The organism is Methylobacterium sp. Leaf113 (assembly GCF_001423325.1).
Lineage (GTDB): Bacteria > Pseudomonadota > Alphaproteobacteria > Rhizobiales > Beijerinckiaceae > Methylobacterium.
On sequence record NZ_LMNJ01000001.1, the window covers coordinates 504,887 to 530,364 of the forward strand.

Genomic DNA, 25,478 nt, shown 5'->3' on the forward strand with positions numbered 1-25,478 from the left:
GTCGCCACCCCGTTGAGGCGAGAGCAAGACCTTGAAGAACTTCAACCTTTCCGAATGGGCGCTGGAGCACCGCTCCTTCGTCTGGTTCCTGATGCTGATCTCCGTGGTGGCCGGCTTCCTGGCCTACGAGCGCCTCGGCCGCGAGGAGGACCCGCCCTTCGCCATCAAGACCATGATCGTGCAGGCGCGCTGGCCGGGGGCCACCATCAGCGACACGCTCGATCAGGTCACCGAGCGGATAGAGAAGGAGCTGCAGCAGATCGATGCCGTCGATTTCAGCCGCAGCTACACCACGCCGGGGCAGGCCACGGTGTTCGTCCAGCTGCGCGAGACGACGCCGCCCAAGACCATTCCGGCGATCTTCTATCAGGTCCGTAAGCGCATCGGCGACATCCAGGGCACGTTCCCGCAGGGTATTCAGGGGCCGTTCTTCAACGACGAGTTCGGTGACGTGTTCGGCAACGTCTACGCCTTCACGGCCGACGGCGTGACCCAGCGCCAGCTTCGCGACTACGTCGAGCGCGTCCGCGCCGAGGTGAAGAAGGTGCCGAACGCCGGCAAGATGCAGCTGCTCGGTGCCCAGAACGAGGTGATCTACCTCGACTTCTCGACCCGCAAGCTCGCCGGGCTCGGCCTCGACACCAACTCGGTGATCAAGACCCTGCAGTCGCAGAACGCCATCGCGCCATCCGGCGTGATCCAGGCCGGACCGGAGCGGGTCTCGATCCGGGTCGGTGGCCAGTTCGTGTCCGAGGAGAGCCTGCGCGCGGTCAACCTGCGGGTGAACGACCGCTTCTTCCGCCTCTCCGACGTGGCCGAGATCTCGCGCGGCTTCACCGATCCGCCGACCGACCTGTTCCGCTTCAACAGTCAGCCGGCCATCGGCCTCGCCATCGCGATGCAGCCCTCCGGCAACCTGCTCACCTTCGGCCACGACCTGAAGGAGCGGATGCGCAAGCTCGAGGGCGAATTGCCGGTGGGCGTCGGCATCCACCTCGTCTCGGATCAGCCCAAGATCGTCGAGGAGGCGGTCGGCGGATTCACCAAGGCCCTGATCGAAGCCGTGGTGATCGTGCTCGCGGTCAGCTTCATCTCCCTCGGCTGGCGCGCCGGCCTCGTGGTCTCGCTGTCGATTCCCCTCGTGCTCGCCATCGTGTTCGTGGTCATGCAGGTGATGGGCGTCACGCTCCAGCGCATCTCGCTCGGCGCGCTGATCATCGCCCTCGGCCTCCTCGTCGACGACGCCATGATCACCGTCGAGATGATGGTCGCCCGCCTGGAAGTCGGCGACAGCCTGAAGAAGGCCGCAACCTTCGCCTACACCTCCACTGCCTTCCCGATGCTGACGGGGACGCTCGTCACCGTGGCGGGCTTCCTGCCCATCGGCTTCAACGGCTCCTCGGCGGGCGAGTACACCTACTCGCTGTTCGTGGTCATTGCCGCCTCGCTCCTGGTTTCCTGGGTGGTGGCGGTCCTGTTCGCGCCCCTCATCGGGGTGAAGCTCCTGCCGAAGACGATGAAGCACAAGGACCACGACGCCCCGAGCCGTTCGATGCGGATCTTCACCGGGATGCTGCTGGGCGCCATGCGCTGGCGCTGGACCACCGTCATGGCCTGCGTGGCCATGCTGGCGGCGGCCATCGTCGGCATGGGCTTCGTGCAGCAGCAGTTCTTCCCGTCCTCCGACCGGCCGGAACTTCTGGTCGACATGACGCTGCCGCAGAACGCCAGCATCGCCGAGACCAAGAGCCAGATGGACCGCTTCGAGGCGACCCTGGTGGGCGATCCCGAGATCGTGCGCTGGTCGTCCTATGTCGGACAGGGCGCGGTGCGCTTCTACCTGCCCCTCGACCAGCAGCTCGGCAACGCCTTCTTCGGCCAGATCGTCATCGAGACGAAGTCGATCGAGGCCCGCGAGCGCATGAAGGCCAAGCTCGACACGCTGGCGCGGGAAAAATTCGTCGGCACCGACTTCCTGATCCACTCCCTCGATCTCGGCCCCCCGGTCGGCCGGCCGGTGCAGTACCGCCTCGGTGGACCCGACCTGCAGACCCTGCGCGGCTACGCCCTGGACCTCGCCAACATCGTCGGCTCGAACCCGCATCTCGACGTGCCGACCTTCGACTGGAACGAGCCCGGCAAGGTGCTGAAGGTCGACATCATCCAGGACAAGGCGCGCCAGCTCGGCGTCACCTCGGAGGACATCGCCGGCATCCTCAACGGCATCGTCGGCGGCCGCGCGATCACCCAGGTGCGGGACTCGATCTACCTCGTCAACGTGGTGGCCCGTGCCCAGGCGGTGGAGCGAAACTCCCTCGATACGCTCCAGAGCCTGCAGGTTCCGCTCGCCAACGGCAGCGTGGTGCCGCTCCTCGCCTTCGCCACCATCGGCTACGAGCTGGAGCAGCCCATCGTCTGGCGCCGCGACCGCCTGCCCACCATCACGGTGCGGGCCTCGATCGCCGACGACACCCAGCCCGCCACCGTTGTGGGCCAGCTCGACGAGAAGATCACGGCGTTCCGCAAGACCTTGCCCGACGGCTACATCCTGGCGGTGGGCGGGGCCGTTGAGGAGAGCGCGAAGGGCCAGGGGCCGATCGCGGCCGTGGCGCCGGTGATGCTCCTCACCATGGCGATGTTCCTGATGATCCAGCTCCAGAGCTTCCAGAAGCTCTTCCTGGTGGCGAGCGTGGCGCCCCTCGGGCTGATCGGCGTCGCCCTCGCGCTGCTCACCTTCAATAAGCCGATGGGCTTCGTGGCGATCCTGGGCGTGTTGGCGCTGATCGGCATCATCGTGCGCAACTCGGTGATCCTGGTGACCCAGATCGACGAGTACGAGCGCGACGGGCTGCCGCCCTGGGATGCGGTGGTCGATGCCACCTGCCATCGCATGCGCCCGATCCTGCTGACCGCGGCGGCGGCCAGCCTCGGCCTCGTCCCGATCGCCCGCGAGGTGTTCTGGGGGCCGATGGCCTACGCCATGATTGGCGGCATCCTGGCGGCGACCTTCCTGACCCTGTTCTTCCTGCCCGCCCTCTATGTCGGCTGGTACCGGATCAAGGCGCCGCCGAAGGGCACGCCGCGCCGGGTCCACGGGGCCGACGGGCAGGTGCACGGCCCCGAGGCGCATGCCGGGTGATCCCCGGACCTGCGCCGGGTGCTCCGCCTCACCGTGACGTCCCGGCCCGGTCCACCGTGGCGCCGGGGCGCGAATCGGTCGTTGCGTAGTAGGGCTTGATGTCGAGGAGCGGGGTGCCGTCGCGGCAATCGAGGCCGCGGACGGTCAGGCACGAGCCGTCCCGCCCGAGGAGCTCCACCACCGACAGGGCGATCGGGTTCGGGCGCGCGGGCGATCGCAGGGAGAAGGTACCCCGGCTGCCATCCGCATGGCGGGGACGCTGCAGCGCCAGGTCGCGGGCGGCCTCGTCCATCCAGTACAGCACGATGAGGTGGCTGGCGCCCTCGACGTTCTGGAGACCGTCCACGAAGGGCGGGTCGACCGCGAGGGTGCAGGTCGCCTCGGTCTGGAGCCCGTTCTTCGGGCAGTCCTGGCGCGTCGCCCAGGGCGTGCGGATGCGGCCGATGAAGTAGAGCCCGGCATCGAAGGCCGCAGGCAGCGGGATCGCCGTCTCGCCGGGGCGATGTCCGGATTCGTCGCGCATGCGGCAGGCCTTCTCGTCGGGATTTGCGCATCGCGGCGCGGAGCGTCGGTTTCGAGCGGAAGTTCCCCGGAAGGCAAGTCGTCCCCGGACGATCGGCGACGCGCGGGGCGAATTTCCTTCAGGCGGCGACCGTGGCGACGACGTGGGCGTCCGCGCGCGATCCCCCCGTATGCTGCGCGAAGGCGCTGATCGGGGCGGGGCGCCCGATGAAATAGCCCTGGGCGGCGTGGCAGTTCTCAGCGCCCAGGAAGGCAAGTTCCTCGGCGGTCTCGACACCCTCCGCAATCACCGGCAGGCCGAGCCCCGCGCCCAGCCCCAGCACCGAACGCACGATGGCGGCGGCCTGCGGATTCGAATCCACCGCGGCGATGAAGGAGCCGTCGATCTTGATGGTGTCGAAGGGAAACAGGCGCAGGTTCGACAGGGACGAGTACCCGGTTCCGAAATCGTCCATGGCGATGCGAAGGCCCAGGGCCTTCAGCTGGCGCAGGTTGGTCGAGGCACGGACCGGATCGCGGATCAGGGCCGTCTCGGTGATCTCGAGTTCGAGGCGCGCCGGATCGAGGCCGGTCTCGGCCAGGATCGCCTTGACGCTCGGCGCGAAAGCCGGATCGTGGACCTGCAGGCCGGACACGTTCACCGCGACGGTCAGCGGCGCGACCCATTGCGCGGCCTCCCGGCAGGCTTCGCGCAGGACCCAGGCGCCGATCTCGCGGATCAACCCGCTCTCCTCGGCGATGGGGATGAACAGGGCCGGCGAGATCAGGCCGCGCGCGGGATGGTGCCAGCGCAGGAGCACCTCGAATCCGAACACGGCTTCGGTCCGGGTCTCGATCTGGGGCTGGTAGACCAGGCGGAGCTGGTTCTCGCTCAGGGCGCGGCGCAGGTGCTTCTCCAGGATGCGTCGGTCGCGCACATCCTGCCCGACCGACGATTCGAAGAAGCGGTAGCTGCCGCGTCCCTCGGTCTTGGCCAGGAGGAGCGCGGTGTCGGCCGCGTTCACCAGATCGTTGCGGTCGCGCGCATCGTCGGGAAACACCGCGATGCCAATGGTGGCGGCCGGCACGGGCTCACCCTGGGGCGCCCGGTCCGAGGCGGCCCGGAGCGTGGCCCGGATCTCCTCGGCCAGCCGCCCGGCCGTGACCGCGTGGGCGCACGGCGTCACCACCGCGAACTCGTCGCTGCCCACGCGCGCGACCATCTGGGTTTCGTCGAGAAGACCGGCGATGAGCTGGCCCACCCGCACCAGCGTGACGTCGCCGATGGCGTTGCCGACGAGGTCGTTGATCTCCTTGAAGCCGTCGAGATCGATGTAGAGGAGCGCGAGGCGCTCGCCCGGAACGGCCTGCCGCAGATGCTGGTCCAGCCGGTCATAGAAGGCCTGCCGGTTCGGCAGGCCGGTCAGCGGGTCGTGACTGACCAGGAATTGGATCTGGCGCTCGGCCCGCCGGCGCATGGTCAGGTCGCGTACCGCCAGCGCCATGTGCGGCGTGCTCGCGTAGGCGATCGGCCGCATGATCAGCTCGACCGGCAAGACGGTTCCGTCCGTGCGGTGAAGGTTGCTCTCGATCGGTTCGTCGGCCCGCTCGGCGAGGCCGCGAAGGGTGTCGCGATCCGGGAAGAAGCGCGACAGGGGCAGGCCCGTCAGGTCCCGGGCCTGGATGCCCGTCAGCGTGGCGAAGCTGTCGTTGGCGCTGACGATGACCGCCTTGTCACAGATGACGAGGCCATCCACCGCCGCGTTGGCGAGGCTCAGCAGGCGTCCGCGATAGACCGCGCTCTGGCGGTCGCGAAGGTCCAGGATCAGGGCCGTGCAGGCCATGAGGAGGATCGTCAGGCTGGCGAGGCCGACCGGAAGGGCGAGCCAGAGAGCCGGCACGGTCCCTTCCGGCACGCTCACCCGCGGGTCCGGCACCAGGGTGACGGCCGTCATGCCGATCAGGTGGTGGGCGCAGATGGCGACGACGAGAAGGGCGGCACCGGCGGCCCGTCCCCGGGTGCGCGTGCTGGTCAGGCCGATCCACAGGGCCGCGATGGCAAACACGATGCCGACGGCGATCGAAACCGCGACGAGGGGGGCGTTCCAGATCACGTGGCCGGCGATCTCGTAGCCCGCCATGCCGGTGTAATGCATCACCGCGATGCCGAGGCCGACAATGCCGCCGCCCACCAGCGGAGCGACGCGGGCGGCCCAGAACACCGCCGTTCCGAGACCGATCCCCGTCACCAGCACGGCCAGCACCAGCGACAGCACGGTCGGGCCAATCGTGTATCCGGTGACCAAACCCGGATCGCAGGCCAGCATGCTCAGGAAGTGGGTCGCCCAGATGCCCGAGCCACCCGCCAGGGCCGCGATCGCGACCCACCCGCTGCGCCATCCGGCCCTCGGCCGGCGCGCATGGACCAGCAACGCAATCGTAGAGCTGGCGGCCAAGGTGCAAATGATTGCTGCCAGCACGACTAACCAGGGGTCGTTACCGATGAAGAAGCAACCAATGACGGTGAGCATCGAAGCCGGTTTCCCCCTATTGGCGTCGAATTCGCCTGACCCAAGACTCGGCTTTCGCTCCGGCAGAGGGAATGTATGCCTTTCATATGTTAAAGGACTTGTCGGCCTATTGAAATGGTTGCCAAGCAACCAACCAGCCGTCGCACGACATCTTTGTCATTGATGTCACACAGCTGAAATCAGCAGCCTGGAATCCCGACCGCCCGGTCGGTCGCCTCACGCCACACGCGGGTGTAAGACGGACCGGGACCGAAGGTTTGGCCAGGAGGCACCGTGATCCGCGACGAGTTGCGACCGATGGAGTCCGTCTCCGATCCCGAGACCGCCGTGGACCGCCTGGAGGCGCTGCACGCGGGGGCGATCGAGGCGCTGCAATCGGCCCTCGCGCGCTACCTCGACGGGGGAGCCCCGCCGGACGCGACGGAACGGCTTCAGTTCCGCTACCCCGAGCTGCGCCTGACCTACCAGCCCGCCGGGCCGATGCCGCAGGTGTCCCGCGCCACGGCGAAGCTCCAGGCTCCCGGCACCTACGCCACCACCGTGACCCAGCCGGCGCATTTCCGGGGCTACCTCCTGGAGCAGCTCCGGCCCCTGGTGCGCGACTACGCCGTGACCCTCGAAGTCGGGCTCAGCGCCCAGGAGATCCCCTATCCCTACGTGATCGAGCCGGGCGCCGATCTCGGGCGCAGCGGCGTCACTCCGCGCGATCTGGCCACCTACTTCCCGGTGCCGCTGCTCTCCGTGGTGGGCGACGAGATCGCCGACGGGCTCTGGCACGACGTACCCGACGCGCCGCGCCCGCTGGCTCTCTTCGACGCGATCCGGACCGATTACTCGCTGCGCCGCCTCGTCCACTACACCGGGAGCGACTGGGGCGACGTGCAGCCCTGGATCCTGCTGACCAACTATCATCGCTACGTCGACGGCTTCATCCGCCACGGACTCGAGCGCCTGGCACGCGGCGACGACGGCTTCGAGCGCCTGATCCTGCCGGGCGGCATCTCGGTGTCGCGGGCGGAAGCCGCCTCGGTCGACCCCGCGGCGCTGATCGCGGCCTCGCCCTGGCACAAGTACCAGATGCCCGCCTACCACCTGGTGGCGCGCGGCCCCGACGGCAGCCAGCAGGGCACGACCCTGGTGAATATCGGTGTCGGCCCCTCCAACGCGAAGACCATCACCGACCACCTCGCGGTCCTGCGCCCGCATTGCTGGCTGATGGTCGGTCATTGCGGCGGCCTGCGCCAGTCGCAGACCATCGGCGACTACGTCCTCGCCCACGGCTATCTCCGCCGCGACCGAATCCTGGACGAGCTGGTGCCGCCCGACGTGCCGGTCCCCGCGCTCGCCGAGGTGCAACTCGCCCTCCAGGCGGCGGCCGCTCAGGTCACCGGCGAGACCAGCGAGGACCTGAAGCGCCGCCTGCGCACCGGCACGGTCGTCACCTACGACGATCGCAACTGGGAGCTGCGCTTCAGCCAGGAGCGCCGGCGCATCAACCTGTCCCGCGCCATCGGCGTCGACATGGAGAGCGGGACGATCGCGGCCCAGGGCTACCGCCTGCGGGTTCCCTACGGCACGCTTCTGTGCGTCTCGGACAAGCCGCTGCATGGCGAGATCAAGCTGCCGGGTGCGGCCAACGCCTTCTACGAGCGCGCGGTGGCCGAGCACCTGCTCATCGGGCTCGCCGCCCTCGACAATCTGAGGGCCGAGCGCCACGGCCTGCATTCGCGCAAGCTGCGCAGCTTCGACGAGCCGCCGTTCCGATAGCGCTTCAGGCCGGCTCGATCGTCGGCTCGGGAAGTGCCGCTGGCTGGTAATCCGGAAACAGCGCCCGCACCGTGGTGCCCTCGTCGGGGACGCTCTCGATGACGAGGCGGCCGCGGTGGCGGTTGACGATGTGCTTGACGATGGCGAGGCCGAGGCCGGTGCCGCCCTGGTCGCGGCTCGAGGCGACATCGACCCGGTAGAAGCGCTCGGTCAGGCGGGGGATGTGCTCGGCCGCGATGCCCCGGCCCTGGTCGCGGACGCTGAGCTCGACGTTGGCCCGGCCGCTCGCCGGATCGGTGTGGCGCCGGAGCGCGACCGCCACGTGACCGCCCCCGCCGCCGTACTTCACCGCGTTCTCGATCAGGTTCTCCACCACCCGAAGCAGTTCGTCTCGCTCACCCAGGATGGGGAAGGCGCCCTCGGCCTCGATGGTCAGCGCGACGCCGCGGTCCCGTGCCAACGGCCCCTGCGTGTCGACCATCTCGCGGGCGATCCGGGTCAGGTCCACCGGCCGGGTCGGCGCCACGTGCTCGCGCAGCTCGATCCGCGACAGCGACAGGAGGTCGTCGACGAGGCGCGCCATGCGCTGCGCCTGCGTCTTCATGATGCCGAGGAAGCGCTCGCGGGCCGGAGGGTCGTTGCGGGCCGGACCCTGCAGCGTCTCGATGAAGCCGAGCAGCGAGGCCAGCGGCGTGCGCAACTCGTGGCTGGCATTGGCGACGAAATCGACCCGCATCGCCTCCAGGCGCCGCGCCGAGGTCAGATCGCGCAGGAACAGCACCACGTTGGGCTGGCCGCCCACCACCCCGTCGGGCATCGGCAGGGCACCGATCTGCACCTCGAAGGCGCGCTCGGTCGGCACGCGGGTGGTGTAGAGCGTCTTGAGCGAGGCGCCGTTGCGCAGAACCTCCTCGATGCCGTCGAGGACGTCGGGCGCGCGCAAGGCGAAGGAGAGCGGGTGGCGCAGCTTCAGGGCCGGCAACAGGGCCCGGGCGGCCGGATTGACCTCGATCACCACCGCGCGGCGGTCGACCAGGATGACGGGATCGGGGATGTTGGCGAGCAGCGCCTCCGCCACCGAATGCCGCGAGGCGGCGATACTCTCCGGCGCCCGGATGATCGGGGCACGGCCGAGACTGCCGATGAACCCTGCGAGCCCCGCCGCGGCGAGGGAGGCGGCGACCATCGGCCAGTCCAGGGTTCCGCGCGCGAAGGAGACGAGGCCGATCCCGATCGCCGTCAGGGCCGCGGCACTCCAGGCCGATCGGCGCATGCCGCGTGCCATTCAGACCCTCCGGAACGATGGACCTGCGTCAGGCCCCGAGATCGCGCGTGGCCGTCTCGCGTGCGCTCTTGATCTCGCGGCTCGCCTTGGCGTCGCGCGACCGCTTCACGATCTCGAACACGGTGAGCATGGCCAGCGCGATGACGAAGGGCACGAGATAGTAGCAGACCCGGAACAGCAGCAGCGACCCGAGTACCTGGTCGCGCGGCAGGCTCGACAGCGCCAGCAGGACCGTCGCCTCGAACACCCCGATGCCGCCGGGCGCGTTCGACGCGATCCCGAGCATCGCCGCCAGGACGTAGATCGCCACGAAGGTGGTGAAGCCGATGGAGGTGCCCGCCGGCAGCAGCACGTAGAGGGTGGCGGCCGCCGCGCAGACATCGCCGATCCCCACCACCATCTGGCTCAGGGAGACCGAAGCGCCGGGCAGTTCCAGGCGCCAGCTCTTCACCCGCACGTGGCGACGCTTCATCGAGACCCAGAGCAGGTAGGCCACCACGGCGACGAGCGCCCCGAAACCGACGCCCTGGTTCAGCGCGATGCTGGTGAAGGTGAGGGCGGCGAGCTGGCCTGCCTCCGCGATCAGGCTGAGGCCGAGGACGACGCCCATGCCGAGCCAGAAGGTGAAGCCGGCGATCACCGTGAGGGCGGCGATCTTGGCGGCCCCCAGCCCCTTGCTGGAGTAGATCCAGTAGCGGATCGTCCCGGCCGTCAGGAGCGGGAAGCCGAGGGTGAAGCTGACCGCGTAGCTGGTGAACGAGGCCAGGGCCGTGGTTCGGTACGGCACCTTGAGCTTGAGCTGCCGCAGCGCCAGGGCGTCGTAGCAGGTCAGGAAGAGGTAGCTGATGGCGACGAACAGGAAAGCGAGGCCGAGCTGTTCCCCCGAGGCACCGGTGAAGGCCGCGTGCATCTCGGCCCAGGTCACCGTCTGGACGAGCTTCCACAGGACGAACAGCGAGCCTGCGAGGATGGCGAGGCTGGCGATGGTACCGAGCCAGGCGTAGCGGCCGCGCAGGCCACCCTTCGGCGCCTCGGCCGCCACCCCGTCGATCGGCGAGGCCTCGGGCGCGAGCGCCTCGGCCGTCTCGATCTGCTTCTGCTGTCTCGCAAAGTTCATCGTGTCGGCGTCCGCCTCCGCTGGGCTTCCCTCGCTCGGCCTCGTCGGCGGCATGGGTCATCCCGAGCTTGTGCCGGACCACGGCCCGTTGCCCGCATTTAGGGGCATCGGCGGGCAATTGCCAGCGAGAGAGGCGCAATGCCCACCGGCGATGCAGGCCCGTGCCTCGGCCAGTCCGGCCCGGATGCGCGCGGCGACGCTCGGCGCGGTGCAGACATAGGTCGGGCTCGGATGGGGAATCGCCACCACCGTCAGGTCGGCCCGGAGGGCGGCGAGGTCCCCATGCATGAGGCCCGCGACCCGCCCGGAGAGCACGACGACGCGCAGGCGCGGAAGGCAGTCCACCAGGGGCGCTAAATACGGCGCCGCCTGACGGATCTCCGAGCGGCGCGGGGACCGGTTCAGCGCTCCGGGTGCGTGGATCACCCACGGAATCGTGTTCCAGATCAGGGTGTCGCGCCGGGGCAGACCGGCCTCGGCGAGGAAGCGGAACAGGTTGGCGGCGGTGCCGGTGGGATTGTCGCGCGAAACCATGCCCGTGCCGCGGATCGCCGGCCCCGGCGTCTCCAGCAGGAGCAGCAACCGGGCCTCGACGCCGCCGTCGAGGGGGTCCGGGTCCGGAACCTCCGCGCTCCGCTCCCGTGCGATCCGCCCGGCCAGAGCCCGGATCGGGGCGATATGCGGACGTGCAAGAAGCGTTTTTCGAGCCGCGAGAACGGCCGGGTCCCGCAGGGACTTCGGATGGTCCGGTGCCTCAGACGACATCGGCGACGAGGCGCCCGAGCGTTGCCGGCAGATCGCCCTCCAGGCGAAAGCGTTCCAGGCCGCCTTCCTGCTCCAGGCGCCGGGCCAGGCCTTCCGGGCCGCCGAACTGGAAGCCGAGCTGCGTCGCGTAGGCGGCGCAGGCCGCGCCCTTGGCCGCGCGGCCCTCGGGGCCGGACCGAGCTTCCACTTCCGGCAGGCCGGCAAAGCGCGCCCGCAGGGGTTCCTTCGGGGTCTGGTCACGGATCGTATAGGGGAAATCGCGCCACCACAGGATCGGTGCGACCGGCTCGGCCGCGTCGAGGGCGCGAACCACCTGGACGTGATCGACATGGCCACCGATCGCCTGGGGCGCCAGGATGAGATCCGGCGCCGTCTCGGCGATCAAGGTGCGAATGGCTCGGGTCAGGTCGGGCACGATCCCGTCATCGCCCCGCACGTCGCGAAACAGCTCGGGCGCCGAGTCGTAGCCGCGATGCGGGGCCTCCCGGAAGGGCCAATGGCGCGGGGGAGCCAGCGAAAGGGCGGCGATGGCCGCCGCATCTTCGGCCCGGCGCAGGTCCATGTAGTCGATCTCGGGTCCGAGACCCTTGTCCGTCTGGCAGGCGAGGGCGAAGCCGGTCGGGTTCCCCACCGAGGCGGTGAACACCGTCACGGTCTCCACGCGCCAGCCCGCTTGGCCAAGGCCATGGAGCAGCCCACCGCAGGAGAAGGCGGCGTCGTCGAGATGCGGCGACAGGGCGAGCGCGGTCGGCATCGGCTCAGAGCAGGTGCGGTTCGGCGCGGAAGCGGCAGGACGGGTCGTGCGGCAGCGTCGTCGGGAAATCGGTCGCCGGGCGCTCGTTCACCACGCGCGCGTACGCGTCCATGATCTGCCGCCCGACCGCGCGCCAGGAATAGACCCGGCGGCACTCGGCGAGCCCGTCTTCGGCGAGGCGCCGGCGCAGGGGGGCGTCCTCGATGATCCGACCCAGGGCTTCGGCCAGGGCCGGCACGTCACCGGGCTGGACCATGAGGCCGTTCTCGCCGTCGCGGAGGCAATCCGAGACGCCGACCGAGTGGGTCGACACCACCGCGAGCCCGGCCGCCATCGCTTCCAGGATCGTGTTGGAGAATCCTTCCGCATAGGTCGGGGACACGAACACGTCCGCCGCCCGGTAGAGTTCCGGCACCGTGTCGTAATCGGCGTAGCCGGTGAACCGGATGGCCGTCTCCGAGAAGTTCAGTTCGGCGGCGCGGGCTTTCGACGAATCGACGTCCGGCCCGATGCCCGAGATGACGGCCTCGAACGGAATGGCCCGGTCGCGCAGCAGGGCGAGGGCGTCGATGAGGTCGAGGACGCCTTTCCGGCGGTCGACCCGGCCGTGGTAGAACAACCGGACCGGGCCGTCATGCCCGCCGGGTCCGGGCGTGAAACGCGCGGTGTCGACGGCCCCCGGCACGATGGTGAAGCGGGCCGGGTCCGAGCCCAGCCGGTCGCAGACCTCGCCGACGAAGGAGGCGCCGCCGATCAGGAGGGCGTTGGCGTGGGCGAGCACTTCGCACATCGCGACCCGGTGGGTTTCACAGCAGGAGCCGACCCAGTGGCCGTCGCCGCCCTGGATCGAGACCACGTTGGGCACGCCGATGTTTCGCGAGGCCAGCAGCGTCGCCCATCCGGTCGGGTAGCCGTACTGCGCGTGCAGGATGTCGAACGGCGCCTTGGCGTGCTCGGCCTCGATGGTCGCCACCATCGTGTCGATGTCGCGCTCGAAATCGCCGCTCTCCTGCTCTCCGAGCTGTTCCAGGCCGATCACGGTCACGCCGGGGACGGCGGGGGGCGGGCCGCCGCCATACACGCGCGTACCGAAGGCGTCGCCGCGATATTGCGAGATCATCGTGACGTCGTGGCCGGCCTCGACCAACTCGCGCAAAAGATTCTGCGCGTAGACGCTCATGCCGGAGATCGCCGGGAAGTAACGGCGCGAGACGAAGCAGATCCTCACGCAGAGGCTCCCGGGTTCGGATTGCGGCAGTCGCGCAGATACTGGAGGGAGGCCGGCACCATCAGGTCGGCCCGGTGACTCTCGCGGGAGAGCTCGACGCAGACGAGTTTTTCGAAGTGGATCGCGTCGAGGGCGGCGAGCACGGAGGGGACATCCATGTCGCCCTCGCCGAAGGGCAGGTGGATGTGGATGCCCCGGGCCATGTCCTCGATCGCCACGGTGCCGATGCGGTCGGCGAATTCGCTCACGGCGACGGCCGGGTCGCGCTCGCCGGTCACGAGGCAGTGACCGGTGTCCAGGGCGAGCCTCAAGCCCGGCACGTCGAGGGCGGCGTAATCATCGAGGGTCTCGATCAGCATGCCGGGCTCGGGCTCCAGGCAGGCGACCACGTTCTGCTCGGCGGCGTAGGCGACCACCTCGGCCAGACCCTCGCGCAGCCAGCCTTCCGCGTCCGCCCGATCGATGCCGGGCTTCGGAACGCCTGCCCAGAACGAGACGGCCTCGGAATGCAGGATGGCCCCGATGTCGATGGCGCGCTTGAGGAAGCCGATGCGCCGGGCACGGTCCGCGGCATCGCCGCTGACCAGGGTCGGCTCGTGCTTGGCGCGGGGGTCGAGGAGGAAGCGGGCGCCGGTCTCGATCACCGAACCGAGGCCGAGGCGCTGCAGCCGGCTCGACACCCGCTGTGCCTCCTGCACCCAGTTCTCCGCGAAAGGGTCGAGGTGGTGGATGTCGAGGGTCAGCGCCACGCCCTGGTAACCGGCTTCCGCGATGAGATCGATCGCGTCGTCGAGGCGATGATTGGCGGTGCCGTTGGTATTGTAGGCAAAGCGCAGGCTCATGCGGCGCGTCCCTGCTGGGCCAGCCGGAAGGGCGCGTGGTGCGATTCCGGCTCGCGGTAGAGCGGGTAATGCGAGCCGACGATGCGGTCGGCGAGCCCGGTGTCGAACAGCGGCTGCCCGCCGAAGCGCTCGATGGCCTCCGGGGTGAGGCGCACGGGCTTGAGGGTGTCGGTGGCTTCGCCGAAGCGGATCAGCGGATGGTCGCGCTCGATGAGCTTCTGCGTATTGCGCTCGCCGATGCGGTGATAGCTCATGGTCTCGACCTCGAGCCCCGGCACGATCGCCTTGACCACGCCGACGCGACCGCCCGGCGGCGAGCAATCGACGTAGAGCACGTCGAAGCCGGCCTGTTCCAGGCGCTCGCGGGCGATGCGGCCACGCGCATGCCCGTCCGGCGCTTCCGTGGTCGGCAGATCGGTAAAGCGCTTGGTCGCACGCTCGGAATAGACGGTGTCGCGTAAGGTGGCGGCGATGCCTTCCGGCGGCTGCACGATCCATTCGAGCATCGCCTTGAGGGCGCGGCTCTCCTCCAGGTCGAGGCTCGGCAGGGCCTTGTCGATGAAGGCCTTGACGTAGCCCGGCGGCGTCACCTGCTCGGCGAAGGCCAACGGCCCGTGGCCGAAGGCCTTGCGCACGCGGGCGGCCTGGAATTCGAGAAGTGCCTTGCGCAGCGCCCGCTCGCGGTCCGGGTCGCAGGCCTCGCCGCAGGCCGAGAGCGCGATCGGCACCGGCGTATCGGCGAGATTCCGGTCGTAGCCGACGACGTACAGGTTGGTCAGGCCGAACTGGTCGGTGGCGAATTTCGGCAGGGCCTTGATCCCGAGCGATTCGAGCCGGTCGAGCATCCCCCGCGTCTCGGGGCCGATTCCGTCCGACAGGTCGAGCACCACGCCCTGGTCGAGGGCGCGGAACAGCAGGCCGTTGCCGTCGCGCTGGAGCAATTCGAGCAGTCCGTGCCCGAGGGCGAAATCGACGTCCGGACCGGCGCCGAGCCCGTTGGTGATCAGGTTGGTGAAGGGCTTGTAGCCCTCCGACAGCTCGAAATAATCGGTGGCGGCGATATCGAGCGGCATCAGCACCGTTTCGCCGGTGCGGGCGCGCAGACTCGCCGTCCATTCGAGCGTGGTCCCGCGTCCGATCGGGCTGCCGGCGGGCAGGCACAGGGTGAGGGGATCGGCGACCGCACCGGCGCCGTAGACACGCACGAGGTCGTCGTAGCTGGCCCGCTCCTTCTTGCGTGGCATCACGGCCAGCGACGGCATCAGGTTCTCGGCGATTTCCGCCACCGCGCCGATGATCGCCTCGTCGTCGGTGGCGCCGTAGCCGATGCCGCTCGGCATCGCGCCGACGAAGAACGGGTCGTCGAGGAACAGCGACACGAACCAGACCGGGATACCGGTCCGGTCGAGGGGCGCCAGGGGGAAGCCGACGATGCGGCCCTCCGGCAGGATGTCGAGATAGGCCCGCACCGGCTCGGGCAGGGCGCTCGGCAGGCCCTCGATCCGGCGGGGACCGCCATAGGTGTAGGCGCGCGGCGCCTTGATCCGGCTGTGGCGGGCGCGGTCGTCCTGGTCCTGCTCGTTCACGGTGGTGCGTTTCCGTTGTTCAGGCCGACGCGGCGTAGGCGCGGGCCAGCAATCGCATGGTGTGAAGGTCGCGCGCCGCACTGTAGGCCTCGCGCTCCTGCGGCCGGCGCAGCGCCGATCCGAAGGCCTTCACCTGTTCCAGGAAGGGCGACGCCGCCCCGTCGAAGGGCAGAGTGTCGGATGTGCCGGTTGACCCGTCGGTGAACGACAGCGTCCCGCCCGCCACCTGTCCCATCGTATCGACGGCGGTGAGCAGACCGTTCGTGCCGGTGACTTCGAGGCGCCGGCGCGGCAGGGCGTCCGGACAGTTATAGGCGACATGGAGGTTGGCCAGCACGCCCGAGGGCGTGCGCCCGATCAGCAGCGCGCCGTCGTCGACGGCATAATCCTGTGCCCGCGCCTGGGTCAGGGCGGCGAGATCGTGGATCGACTCGTCGAGGAGGAAGTCCACGAGGTCGAGGCCGTGCGGAGCGAGATCCATCAGGGCGCCGCCGCCGGCCTTGGCCGGGTCGATGCGCCAATTGTCCTGGCCCGTGAAGGAGGTCCAGGCGCGCGGCAGCCAGCAGGCATAGACGATGCGGATCGCCGTCACCGTGCCGAGGCGGCCCGCCCGGATGGCCTCGCGCATGGCGCGGTGGGCCGGGTGGTGGCGCTGGTCGAAGGCGGTGCCGTAGAAGGTGTCCCTGCCGCGCAGAGCCTCCACCATGGCTTCGGCATCGCCGAGCGAGGCCGCCATCGGCTTCTCGCACAGGATGGCCTTGCCGGAACCGGCGAGCGCCTCGATCGCGTCGCGGTGGAGGTGGTTCGGCGTCGCGACGTAGACCGCCTCGATCTCGGGGTCGTTCACCAGGTCGGCGAGATCGGCATAGGCCCGTGCCCCCTCGGCCTCGGCCGCCGCGCGCGACGCCTCGCCCGGATCGGCGACGGCGACGAGGCGATGGCCGGCGGCCCGGATACCGGGCGCCATGTAGTCGCGCGCGACCCAGCCGTAACCGACGATGCCCCAGCGGACGGGCTCCATCACCAGCGCTCCGGCAGGTCGACATAGGTCCGGTCGCGCACCTCGGTGCTCTCCGGCGCCTCGGATCCGCCCTGCCAGTCGATGGCCTCGGGTCCGTCGAAGACCTTCGGGTAGGTGGCGCGCGCCGCGTACTCGGCCTCGTAGCGCTCGGACGGCCACCGGATGGCGTGGCGATCCCCGGACTCCGAACCGTAGAGCGGGTTCAGGTGCAGCGACCGGCCGGGGCGCGGCATGGCGATGCCGTCGATCACCGCGCGCGGCGCCGGGCGCATGCCGGGGCCGGCCACCACCGAGAAGGCCTCGCAGCCGGTGAGGTCGTGCGGGCTGCGCGGGTGCGGCGCGCGCCGCTCCACCAGGGCGCGGGTCAGTTCGTCGTCGTCGTAGACGAGACCGTCGGGGAACAGGTCGTCGATCTCGGCGGCCGAGACGGCGCGGCCGGCGGAGAAGCCGGGGCGGTCGCTGTTGTGAATGTGGCTGAACGCCAGCCAGCCGTCGTCGCCGGCGTTCTGGCGCAGGCATTCCAGCACCTCGGCCTTGCGGTCGAGGAAGTAGAAGGCGTCGTTGCAGACCACGAGGTCGATCGGCGCGCCCGGGATCGGCCAGTGCGGAGAATGGGCGTCGAAACAGACGAGCTGGGCCGACTTGCCGACCACCCAGTGCCGGGCGACCCAGAGCTTGGCGAACACGACGTCGGCGCCCGCGACCTTGACGCCCCGGGTCTGGAACTCGCGCAGGTAGTGGCCGATGCCGCAGGCGAATTCGAACACGCAGATGGGGTCGTTCCAATGCGCTTCGAGGAGCGTCAGACCGGCCAGGAACGTCGGGTCGGTCCAGCGATGCAAGAAGTAATCGCCGACCCGGCCCCATCCGAGCAGGCGCACCGCATCGCGCAGCGAACGGGTGTCGCGCTCGCGGATCAGCTCATGCAGATCGAGCGGATCGGCCGGTGGGCCGGTCCACCAATCGTCCTGGTCGGCGAGCAGACCTTCGAGGGCGAGGTTCACGTCACCGGCATCGAGCAGCTTCAAGGTCTGGGCGACGAGATCGGCGCGGTTGGTCCTGAGATAGGGAATCCCGTCGATCACCGGCCAGCGCGCGCCGCTCTGGGCCTCGCGCAGCGAATGCGGCGTGTCGGCCTTGAGGGGCTCGCCGCTGTCCGGCGAGCGGAGGTCGAACGGGATCATGCTGAAGCGCCCGTACGGTCGCGAGGTCTGATCACGGGATCCGCATGTCCGCGAGGACCCGATCGTGGAAGCTTTTCACCGGCCCCGCATGGACGAGTTCCATATCGTCCAGGACGGTGCCCATGGTCAGGCTCGCGGCCTGCAGATGCTGGGCGATCTGCAGCACGCGGTCGATGCAGTCGGCAGCGTGGAAGGCGCGGCCCTCGGCGGTGGCATCGTCCGGCAGGATGGCCCGCGCCCGCTCCATCGTCTCCCGCAGGGCGGGGTCGAGTTCGTCCAGCGCCCATTGCGTGGTCCGGGCCATGATCGGCAGCAGGTGGTCGCCGAGCAGCATCTCGCCGGTGAAACCGGCATCCGGCATCGCGGCGTTGTGGAAATGATGCGCCATGGCGGCGAGGAACACCTGCGTCGGGTCGGCCCGGTAGAACGGGCTGAGGACGACGCCGTAGACCGCGACCATCAAGCAATGCTCGGCGTGGTTCTCCGGTGGCTCGAGCAGGATGCGCGGCTTGCCCGGGCAGGTCACGCCGGCCCGGGGCTGATGGGCCAGGGCGGCGACGAAGCCGGGCAGGGGACCCTGTACGGACGTGGCCGGCTGGCGCAGGGCCGCCCGGAGGCGGTCCCGCAGGGCCGGATCGACGCTGCCGGCGACCGCATCAAGGCCGGAGACCAGCACCTCCGCCACCGCCGCCTCATCGAGACCGGCCGAGGCCAGGAAGGCCGCGTCGAGATCGCAGAGGCGGGCGGCCGCAAGCGCCTTGGCGGTGATGTCGAGGGCGACCGCCTCGGGCGGGGCGCCCCCCGTGAGGGCGCCCCAGCCCTGGGCGAACAGGCGCTCGGCGATCGAGCCGGTGCGCCCGGCCGAATGCACGCGCTTGAGGTCGTTGACCTCGACGAGGAGGGCGCGCAACGCCAGCGGGGCCGCAGGACCGGCGCCCTCCGTCTGAGCGGTCATCAGTGAGCGCCGAGCCAATCGAGCAGCATGGTCTGCTGCTTGCCGAAATCATGCTCGGGGCCGTGCCCGTTCTTCACCATGGGCGCCTTGAAGAAGCTCGAAAGCTGCTCCTGCGGGCCACCGTCGCCGCGCTTTTTGGCGAGATCGAGAACGCGGGCGATCTCGATGACGAGGGGGGCCGCCAGGATCGAGTCCTTGCAGAGGAAGTTGACCTTGATCTGCATCCGCTGACCCAGGAAGCCGGTGACGTCGATGTTGTCCCAGGCTTCCTTGTCGTCACCGCGCGGGCGGTAATAGTGGATGTGGACCAGATGGTCCTCGACCGGGTAGCCGAGGATCGAGTCGAGCACCGTGCCCTTGGTGTTCAGCTTCGACTGGAGCGAGTCCTTGTCGTTCAGCGCGAGACCGTCGCGATTGCCGAGGATGTTGGTCGAGAACCAGCCATCGACGTGCAGGGCGCGGGCCTTCAGGGCCGGGGCCAGCACCGTCTTCATCATGGTCTGGCCGGTCTTGCCGTCCTTGCCCGCCACGGGGACGTTGAGGTCCTTGGCGAGTTCGAGCAGGGCCGGCACATCCGCCGCCACGCTCGGGGTGAAGTTGGCGTAGGGCACGCCGCTCTTGATCGCCGCATAGGCGTAGAGCATCGCCGGGCTGATCGACTCGTCGCTGCTGTCGAGGCCCTTCTCGAAGGCGGCGGTGGAGTTCAGGGTCGGATCGGACAGGTCGGGCCAACGCTCGGTGGAGGCGAGGTTGATGACCACGACCTCGTCGAGGTTGCTCTCGGCCTTGAAGCGGCGAAGATCGTTGGCGATCACCGAGACCGCCTCACGGTGGTCCTTGGCGACGATGCGGTTGGCACCCTCGATGTTCTTGCAGAACTTGGCGCTACCGACGGCCGGCCAAGGCTTGATGCCCTTCAGGACCTGGGCACCGTTCTCGATGTCCTGGGCGGAGAGGACGCCGTGGCCGGTGGCCGCGGAGCCGAGGTCGTCGTCGTTCAGGTCCCACCCGCCGAACACGAGATCCTTGTAATCGGCCATTCCAGCGACGGAGACGCCCGCCAGGGGCAGGCCGTCGAGGCGGTTCGATCCGGATTTGATCATCTCGATGCCTGCGATGGCGGTGGTGGCGACAGCGCCACCCATGCCAACGAACGCAACGCCGACACGGCGACCGGTCTGCATGCTCATTGGAAAACGGCTTCCTTCTTCAGGTCGAACGGGAGCCATTCCCAACCCGGGGGCCATTCCGCTCAGCCCTCACTAACTGGGCTTCCGGGGTTGCGTTCCAACCCTGGCCAGGACGCCTTTTTGACGCGGTACGACTGAACGACGGCCGAACGAACCGTTAAAAATCCGTAAATACAATGGCTTAACTCAACGTTAAGGCTGCCATCGTTGAATCACGGAGCTGTCCCATTCTGGTCACAGCGACCGGCGAGACGTCCTCTCGCTGAATGACAACGAAGCCGCGCCCACGAAGGCAGCGGTACGAACAAGGACCAATGATGGGGGTTTTCCCGGAGCCGGCGCTCTGCGCCGACGACGTGAGCCGTCTCGTGCCCAACGAGACCTTCAATGCAGACGATACCGTGGCGTGGCTGCCCCGGACCGAGCGCCGTGCGCGCCGGAACTTCGCCGCTCTCGGCCGCCGAACCCTCGCCACGCTCCTGGCGGGCGCCATTCTGGGCGCAGCCCTTCCGCAGAATGCCCTGGCACCGGCAGCCGCTGCCCACGACCGGATCGACGAGCGCGCCCTGACGGCGCAGGCCCTGGCCCGTGAAAGCGCTGCGCCGATCCCGACCACACCGGACCTGGATCTTGTTTCGGATCTTGCGCGCGACACCTCCAACGCATCCGATTGGGCGGGGGTTCCCGTCATCGAGCAGGAGCCTGCCACTCTGACGCTGATCGAGAGCGATCTGGCCGCCCTGGCTCCGAGCCGGGATGCCAGTGGGGCGGAGCACCTGCGCTTCGGCGACATGGCTGTGCGGCGCGAGATCGTCGACACGATTCTGCGTGCCGCGACCGAGACCGGCGTCGATCCGGCCTACATGATGGCGCTCGCCGACAAGGAGTCGAGCTTCTCCACCACGGTCAAGGCGTCGACCTCCTCCGCCGAAGGCCTGTTCCAGTTCCTGTCGGGCACCTGGCTCGAACTCATCCGCACCTATGGCGCCCGGCACGGGCTCGCCGACGAGGCGGCGGCCGTGAAGGGGCGCGGCAGCGCGATCACGATTCCCGACGAGGCCACCCGCACCCGCGTGCTGCGCCTGCGCCAGGACCCCTACATCGCGGCCCTCATGGCGGGCGAACTGATCAACCGCGACAAGGGCCGGATCGAGCAGCGCATCGGCCGCGACCTGTCGACGGCGGAACTGTACTTCGCGCATTTTCTCGGGACGGCCAGCGCCGGCCGCTTCCTCGCGCTCACCGCCGAGAAGCCCGACCAGGTCGCCAAGCAGGTGTTCAAGGCGGCCGCCAAGGCGAACCGCAGCCTGTTCACCGAGAAGGCCGGCAAGGGTCGCCGCAGCCTCACCGTCGCGGAGGTCCGGGAAAAAATCGGCGGCATGATCGATCGCCGCCTCGACCGCTACGAAGGCGTCGGCGCCCTCGCGGCCCCGGAGGCGAAGGCCGAAGTGACACTGACCGAGATCGACACCGACCCGGCGCCGGCGGAGGCCGGCAAGCGCGTCCACGTCACCGAGGCAGTGGCGCCCGCCGAGTGAGGCGTGTTCACCCGGTGCGTGTCCGCCTAACTGAGCACCGGTCCGGCAGGATCAATCGCGGGTCTCCCTCCCGTCGAAGCAGGGTATTTGCAGAGGCCGTTTCGCTTGTCGGAAACCCCCTTGCGGCACGCCGTCATCCCGGGGCCGCGCAGCGGAGCCAGCGATCCAGATACACAGGGTGGCGCAAGACCTTGCGCCAACGGCGGATCCGGATTGCACGCCGCTGGCGCGCCCCTTCGGGGCCGGGCTCGCCTGCGGCGCCCCGGAATGACGGTGTGGTGCCATCTGCGATCTCCCTGCTGTGCGGGAGAGGGCGCCCTGATGCGCATTCGTCGTCGTCAATCGCCGGGCATGTCCGCGCTCAATGCCCGGCCGGCGTCTCGCCGCCGAGCTTGACGTTGCGCAGGATCATCGCAAGCGGCACCGCCGCCCCGGAGACGAGGCAGAGCGACCAGAACACGTCGATGTAGCCCCAATAGGCGACCTGGGTCTGCAATTGCTGGCCGATCCAGGCCATGGCCTGGTTCTGCGCCTCGACGCCGCTGGCCCCGTGGGTCTGGAAGTACTGCGTCGCGGTGCGCAGGGCCTCCTGGTAGTTGGGGTTGGCGCTGGAGATGCTCTCGCCGAGACGGCTCTGGTGGAATTGCTGCCGGTAGGCGAGCACGTTCTGGGCCAGGCTCACGCCCATCGAGCCGCCGACGTTGCGGGCGACGTTGATCAGGGCCGAGGCCTGATCGGTCTGCGACTTGGCGATGCCGTCGTAGGATGCGGCCGTGATCGAGATGAAGATCAGCGGCAGGCCGATACCGATATAGATGCGCGACCAGGCGAAGAACCAGAAGCTGGTATCGCCGTACAGGCGGGTCAGATCGTACATCGCGGCCGAGACGATCGCGGCGCCGATCGCGATGAGGTATTTCGGCTGCACCTTGCCGGAAATGCGGCCGACCACCAGCATCATCAGCACGGTGACGAGGCCGCCCGGCGCCAGCACGAGCCCAGCCAGCGTCGCGGTGTAGCCGAAATATTCCTGCACCAGCTGCGGCACGAACTGCGTCGTCGCGATCAGGATGGCGCCGGTGGCCATCATCACCAGGAAGCACGAGCCGAACTGGCGGCTGCCGAGGAGGCGAAGGTCGACCACCGGGTTCTTGCGGGTCAGCTCCCACGGGATCATCGCCACGAAGGCGACGGCGCAGATCACCGCGAACACCACGATGAAGTTCGAGCCGAACCAGTCCTTGCGCTGACCCTCGTCCAGGACGACCTCGAGCGCGCCCAGGAAGGTGGCGACGAGGAGGAACCCGATCAGGTCGAAGCGCACGCCCTCGCGGCGCAGGCGCTTGCGCTCCTCCACCGCTCCCGGCGGGTCCTCGAGCAGCATGTGCATCAGCCCCAGCGCCATGAGGCCGATCGGGCCGTTGATCAGGAAGCACCAGTGCCAGGAGACGTTGTCGGAGAGCCAGCCGCCGAGCGTCGGGCCGATCACGGGCGCCACCACGACGGCGAGGCCGTAGAGCGCGAAGGCCTGCCCCCGCTTCGCCGGCGGGAACGAATCGGCCAAAATCGACTGGGCCAGCGGCGCCATGCCGCCGCCGCCGAGACCCTGGAGCACCCGGAAGACCAGGAGCGATTCGAGGTTCCAGGCGAAGCCGCACAGCACGGAGGCGACGGTGAAGAGCGCGATGCTCCACATGAAGAAGGCCTTGCGGCCATAGCGCTTGGCCAGGAAGCTCGAAGCCGTCAACACGATGGCGTTGGCGACGAGGTAGCTCGTCACCACCCACGCCGCCTCGTCCGGTCCCACCGCGAGGCCGCCGGAAATGTAGCGCAGGGCGACGTTGGCGATGGTGGTGTCGAGCACCTCCATGAAGGTCGCCAGCGAGACCACGAGGGCGATCGCCCAGGGATTGTGGCCACCCGGGGCCTTCGCCGACGCGCCGCTGTCCGCGGCGCTCATCTCACATGCACGCGCGGCACGATCGACATGCCCGGCCCGATCGAGACGTCGGTCGGCCACTGGTCCACGACGATCTTCACCGGGATGCGTTGGACCACCTTGACGTAGTTGCCGGTGGCGTTCTGGGCGGGAAGCAGGCTGAAGGCGGTGCCGGAGCCAGGCTGCACCGAATCGACGTGGCCGGTGATCTTGCGATCGGGATAGGCGTCGATTTCGATGTCGGCGTGCTGACCCGGCCGCATGTCGGTGATCTGCGTCTCCTTGTAGTTCGCGATCACCCAGATGTCGTCGGGCACGAAGGTCGAGAGCGTCTGTCCGGCCTGGGCGAACTGACCCTTGGCGCCGGAAAGCTGGACCACCCGGCCCGCCTGCGCGGCCGTGACAGTGGTGTAGCCGAGATTGAGCTCGGCCTGGGCCAGTTGGGCCTTGCTGGTGGCCAGACTGGCTTCGGCGCCCGCCTTCTGGGCGGAGAGGGCGCCCACCTGCGTGCGCGCCGCCGTCAGGGCCGCTTTGGCGCGATCGTCGGCGGCCTGCTGCTGCTCCAAGGTGGAGGACGAGGATTGCGAGCGCTGGATCGTCCCGGCGCCCTTCTCGGCGAGGTCGCGATACCGGGCCGCGTCCTCGCGGGCGAATTTCAGGGACGCCTCCGCCTGGGTCACCTCCGCCTGCGCCGCGTCGACCTGAGCCTTCTGGCCTTCGATCTGCGCCTCGAAGTTGCGGATCGAGGCCTCGGCCGAGGCGACCTGGGCTCGCGCCTGCGCCAGAGCCACGTCGTAGTCGCGCTTGTCGATCTGGAACAGCACGGCGCCGGCCTCGACGTGCTGGTTGTCGGTGACCGGCACGTCGACGATGTAGCCGGCGACCTTCGGCGCGATCGAGAATTGCCGCGCATCCACGAAGGCGTCGTCGGTGGATTCGTAAGGGTGCAGGGCGGTCAGCCAGTACAGATAGACTCCGACCGCGAGGGCCACGAAAGCCACCGCGATTCCGAGCGCCCAGAATGGATGCCGGCGCAGGATGTTCGGCTTCGTCTCGGAGTTCCTGCCGTGGGCGGCCTCGTCTTCGGCGCTCGCACCATCGGGCGACGATTCCGCCTCGTCCGCCCCGGAATCTCCGGGCGCCTTGCCTTCAGGATCCGAAGGCTGCGTCGCGCTGTCCCGTGCCGGCTGGCGCCGCCCGGTCTGCTGGTCCTGAAGCATCGGCTGACCGTCCGCACGCATCCATGGGCCGCCCGGTTCCCGACCGCGCAGCCCGTAACTCCCACCTCGGCGACAACAAGAAGTAGCGCTCCGGATTGTTCCCGGGCGCCTCCGGACATTCGACGTTTTGGTCTTGATCCGCACGGAACGTCCCGATTTCCGGATGCGTTCACGGGCGAGGCGGACGCTCCGCCTGCAACCTGTAGGAGGTTCGTATGGCGACCGGTTCTCCCCTGTCTTCTCCCGGCAGAGCCAGCCCGGGGGGCACCCCGAGGCTCGACGCGATGAGCACGGTGCTCGCCCGCAACTGGTGGCTGGTCGCCCTGCGCGGGGTCGTCGCCATCCTGTTCGGCCTCGTCGCCTTCGTGGCGCCGGGCGCGTTCGTGCTGTCGCTGGTGCTGTTCTTCGCCGCCTACATGCTGGTCGACGGCATCGTGGGCATCGTCGCCTCGGTGCGGGCGGCGCAGCGGCACGAGCGCTGGGGCTTCCTGCTGGTGGAAGGGCTCCTCGACATCGTCGTCGGCATCGCCGCCGTGATGGTGCCGGCCGCCGCCGTCTGGGCCTTCGTCTACCTCGTGGCGTTCTGGGCTCTCGTCACCGGCGGCCTGATGGCCGCGGCCGGGTTCCGCCTGCATGCCCATTACGGGCGCTGGTTCCTGGTGCTCGGCGGGGTGGTGTCGATCCTGTTCGGGATCGCGCTGCTGATCAATCCCGGCATGTCCGCGCTGGTGCTGGCCTGGTGGATCGGCTCCTACACGGTCGCTTTCGGCGTGTTGCTGGTCATCCTCGGTCTGCGCCTGCGCGGGCGCCACGCCGAAGCCGGTCGTCCGGCGCCCCTCGGGCGGTCCTGAACGGCGTAGCCTTGGCCGCGGGACATGGTCTAGAACCGGGGCCAAGACCGTGCGGCGCCGAGCCG

19 protein-coding genes are annotated in these 25,478 nt (G+C 69.2%); 4 read left to right on the top strand and 15 right to left on the bottom strand.

The genetic code is table 11. The annotated features are described in order from the left end of the window. Positions 1 to 31: 31 nt before the first annotated feature. Positions 32 to 3,139 (top strand): efflux RND transporter permease subunit, encoded by a 3,108-nt coding sequence (locus tag ASF60_RS02355; protein ID WP_082507689.1) that lies wholly within the window; start codon positions 32 to 34, stop codon positions 3,137 to 3,139. A 28-nt stretch (positions 3,140 to 3,167) separates the two neighbouring features. On the opposite strand, the gene tsaA is transcribed toward ASF60_RS02355, so the two are convergent. Then, entirely contained in the window at positions 3,168 to 3,662 is a 495-nt protein-coding gene (tsaA, locus tag ASF60_RS02360) for a tRNA (N6-threonylcarbamoyladenosine(37)-N6)-methyltransferase TrmO (protein WP_056179612.1), read from the bottom strand. Positions 3,663 to 3,780: 118 nt separating this feature from the next. Continuing rightward, positions 3,781 to 6,171: an EAL domain-containing protein gene (locus ASF60_RS02365; protein WP_056179623.1), complete on the bottom strand. Its 2,391-nt coding sequence runs from the start codon at positions 6,169 to 6,171 to the stop codon at positions 3,781 to 3,783. Positions 6,172 to 6,444: 273 nt separating this feature from the next. Between ASF60_RS02365 and ASF60_RS02370 the strand changes: the two genes are divergently transcribed. Beyond that, on the top strand, positions 6,445 to 7,938 hold the full coding sequence (locus ASF60_RS02370; RefSeq protein WP_056179627.1) for an AMP nucleosidase: 1,494 nt from the start codon (positions 6,445 to 6,447) through the stop codon (positions 7,936 to 7,938). Between the two features lie 4 nt (positions 7,939 to 7,942). On the opposite strand, the gene ASF60_RS02375 is transcribed toward ASF60_RS02370, so the two are convergent. From ASF60_RS02375 to ASF60_RS02425, 11 genes are read right to left on the bottom strand one after another with little or no spacing between them, the layout of a single operon-like run. Then, positions 7,943 to 9,223, bottom strand: a complete 1,281-nt coding sequence (locus ASF60_RS02375; protein WP_056179630.1) for an ATP-binding protein — start codon at positions 9,221 to 9,223, stop codon at positions 7,943 to 7,945. A 28-nt stretch (positions 9,224 to 9,251) separates the two neighbouring features. Next, entirely contained in the window at positions 9,252 to 10,340 is a 1,089-nt protein-coding gene (locus ASF60_RS02380; protein WP_056179634.1) for a lysylphosphatidylglycerol synthase domain-containing protein, read from the bottom strand. Positions 10,341 to 10,397: 57 nt separating this feature from the next. Next, the gene (locus tag ASF60_RS02385) at positions 10,398 to 11,105 is read right to left on the bottom strand and encodes a uracil-DNA glycosylase (protein WP_082507690.1); all 708 of its coding nucleotides are present in this window, start codon (positions 11,103 to 11,105) and stop codon (positions 10,398 to 10,400) included. Next, on the bottom strand, positions 11,095 to 11,859 hold the full coding sequence (locus ASF60_RS02390; protein ID WP_056179635.1) for a PIG-L deacetylase family protein: 765 nt from the start codon (positions 11,857 to 11,859) through the stop codon (positions 11,095 to 11,097). Before ASF60_RS02390 ends, ASF60_RS02385 begins: the two co-directional genes overlap by 11 nt. A 4-nt stretch (positions 11,860 to 11,863) precedes the next feature. Next, a complete protein-coding gene (locus ASF60_RS02395) occupies positions 11,864 to 13,087 on the bottom strand; it encodes a glycosyltransferase family 4 protein (RefSeq protein WP_056179638.1) in 1,224 nt (407 codons plus the stop codon). Beyond that, positions 13,084 to 13,929, bottom strand: a complete 846-nt coding sequence (locus ASF60_RS02400) for a sugar phosphate isomerase/epimerase family protein (protein ID WP_056179642.1) — start codon at positions 13,927 to 13,929, stop codon at positions 13,084 to 13,086. The genes ASF60_RS02395 and ASF60_RS02400 overlap by 4 nt, the downstream gene beginning before the upstream one ends. Beyond that, complete coding sequence (locus ASF60_RS02405; RefSeq protein ID WP_056179645.1) at positions 13,926 to 15,515, bottom strand: YcaO-like family protein; 1,590 nt, start codon at positions 15,513 to 15,515, stop codon at positions 13,926 to 13,928. Before ASF60_RS02405 ends, ASF60_RS02400 begins: the two co-directional genes overlap by 4 nt. A gap of 19 nt (positions 15,516 to 15,534) precedes the next feature. Next, positions 15,535 to 16,536, bottom strand: coding sequence for a Gfo/Idh/MocA family protein (locus ASF60_RS02410; protein ID WP_056179648.1), 1,002 nt, complete (start codon positions 16,534 to 16,536; stop codon positions 15,535 to 15,537). Further along, entirely contained in the window at positions 16,536 to 17,720 is a 1,185-nt protein-coding gene (locus ASF60_RS02415; RefSeq protein WP_056179650.1) for a class I SAM-dependent methyltransferase, read from the bottom strand. Before ASF60_RS02415 ends, ASF60_RS02410 begins: the two co-directional genes overlap by 1 nt. A 31-nt stretch (positions 17,721 to 17,751) precedes the next feature. Further along, complete coding sequence (locus ASF60_RS02420; protein ID WP_056179653.1) at positions 17,752 to 18,675, bottom strand: hypothetical protein; 924 nt, start codon at positions 18,673 to 18,675, stop codon at positions 17,752 to 17,754. After that, positions 18,675 to 19,865, bottom strand: coding sequence for an inositol-3-phosphate synthase (locus tag ASF60_RS02425; protein ID WP_056179656.1), 1,191 nt, complete (start codon positions 19,863 to 19,865; stop codon positions 18,675 to 18,677). Before ASF60_RS02425 ends, ASF60_RS02420 begins: the two co-directional genes overlap by 1 nt. A 314-nt stretch (positions 19,866 to 20,179) precedes the next feature. On the opposite strand from ASF60_RS02425, the gene ASF60_RS02430 reads away from it, so the two are divergent. Further along, positions 20,180 to 21,403, top strand: a complete 1,224-nt coding sequence (locus ASF60_RS02430) for a transglycosylase SLT domain-containing protein (protein WP_056179661.1) — start codon at positions 20,180 to 20,182, stop codon at positions 21,401 to 21,403. Between the two features lie 361 nt (positions 21,404 to 21,764). On the opposite strand, the gene ASF60_RS02435 is transcribed toward ASF60_RS02430, so the two are convergent. Both ASF60_RS02435 and ASF60_RS02440 read right to left on the bottom strand, forming a co-directional pair. After that, the gene (locus tag ASF60_RS02435) at positions 21,765 to 23,363 is read right to left on the bottom strand and encodes a DHA2 family efflux MFS transporter permease subunit (RefSeq protein WP_056179664.1); all 1,599 of its coding nucleotides are present in this window, start codon (positions 23,361 to 23,363) and stop codon (positions 21,765 to 21,767) included. After that, positions 23,360 to 24,562 carry an HlyD family secretion protein gene (locus tag ASF60_RS02440; protein WP_082507709.1) on the bottom strand — a complete coding sequence of 401 codons (1,203 nt, stop codon included), beginning with the start codon at positions 24,560 to 24,562 and terminating at the stop codon, positions 23,360 to 23,362. Before ASF60_RS02440 ends, ASF60_RS02435 begins: the two co-directional genes overlap by 4 nt. Before the next feature lie 215 nt (positions 24,563 to 24,777). Between ASF60_RS02440 and ASF60_RS02445 the strand changes: the two genes are divergently transcribed. Next, complete coding sequence (locus ASF60_RS02445; RefSeq protein WP_056179667.1) at positions 24,778 to 25,413, top strand: HdeD family acid-resistance protein; 636 nt, start codon at positions 24,778 to 24,780, stop codon at positions 25,411 to 25,413. The last annotated feature ends 65 nt before the right edge of the window (positions 25,414 to 25,478 follow it).

What these genes read in the sequence shown, in the direction of transcription:
- tsaA (WP_056179612.1), bottom strand. Translation starts at nt 3,662, where the DNA reads ATGCGCGACGAATCCGGACATCGCCCCGGCGAGACGGCGATCCCGCTG.
- ASF60_RS02365 (WP_056179623.1), bottom strand. Translation starts at nt 6,171, where the DNA reads ATGCTCACCGTCATTGGTTGCTTCTTCATCGGTAACGACCCCTGGTTA.
- ASF60_RS02375 (WP_056179630.1), bottom strand. Translation starts at nt 9,223, where the DNA reads ATGGCACGCGGCATGCGCCGATCGGCCTGGAGTGCCGCGGCCCTGACG.
- ASF60_RS02380 (WP_056179634.1), bottom strand. Translation starts at nt 10,340, where the DNA reads ATGAACTTTGCGAGACAGCAGAAGCAGATCGAGACGGCCGAGGCGCTC.
- ASF60_RS02385 (WP_082507690.1), bottom strand. Translation starts at nt 11,105, where the DNA reads ATGTCGTCTGAGGCACCGGACCATCCGAAGTCCCTGCGGGACCCGGCC.
- ASF60_RS02390 (WP_056179635.1), bottom strand. Translation starts at nt 11,859, where the DNA reads ATGCCGACCGCGCTCGCCCTGTCGCCGCATCTCGACGACGCCGCCTTC.
- ASF60_RS02400 (WP_056179642.1), bottom strand. Translation starts at nt 13,929, where the DNA reads ATGAGCCTGCGCTTTGCCTACAATACCAACGGCACCGCCAATCATCGC.
- ASF60_RS02410 (WP_056179648.1), bottom strand. Translation starts at nt 16,536, where the DNA reads ATGGAGCCCGTCCGCTGGGGCATCGTCGGTTACGGCTGGGTCGCGCGC.
- ASF60_RS02415 (WP_056179650.1), bottom strand. Translation starts at nt 17,720, where the DNA reads ATGATCCCGTTCGACCTCCGCTCGCCGGACAGCGGCGAGCCCCTCAAG.
- ASF60_RS02420 (WP_056179653.1), bottom strand. Translation starts at nt 18,675, where the DNA reads ATGACCGCTCAGACGGAGGGCGCCGGTCCTGCGGCCCCGCTGGCGTTG.
- ASF60_RS02425 (WP_056179656.1), bottom strand. Translation starts at nt 19,865, where the DNA reads ATGAGCATGCAGACCGGTCGCCGTGTCGGCGTTGCGTTCGTTGGCATG.
- ASF60_RS02430 (WP_056179661.1), top strand. Translation starts at nt 20,180, where the DNA reads ATGATGGGGGTTTTCCCGGAGCCGGCGCTCTGCGCCGACGACGTGAGC.
- ASF60_RS02435 (WP_056179664.1), bottom strand. Translation starts at nt 23,363, where the DNA reads ATGAGCGCCGCGGACAGCGGCGCGTCGGCGAAGGCCCCGGGTGGCCAC.
- ASF60_RS02440 (WP_082507709.1), bottom strand. Translation starts at nt 24,562, where the DNA reads ATGCTTCAGGACCAGCAGACCGGGCGGCGCCAGCCGGCACGGGACAGC.
- ASF60_RS02445 (WP_056179667.1), top strand. Translation starts at nt 24,778, where the DNA reads ATGGCGACCGGTTCTCCCCTGTCTTCTCCCGGCAGAGCCAGCCCGGGG.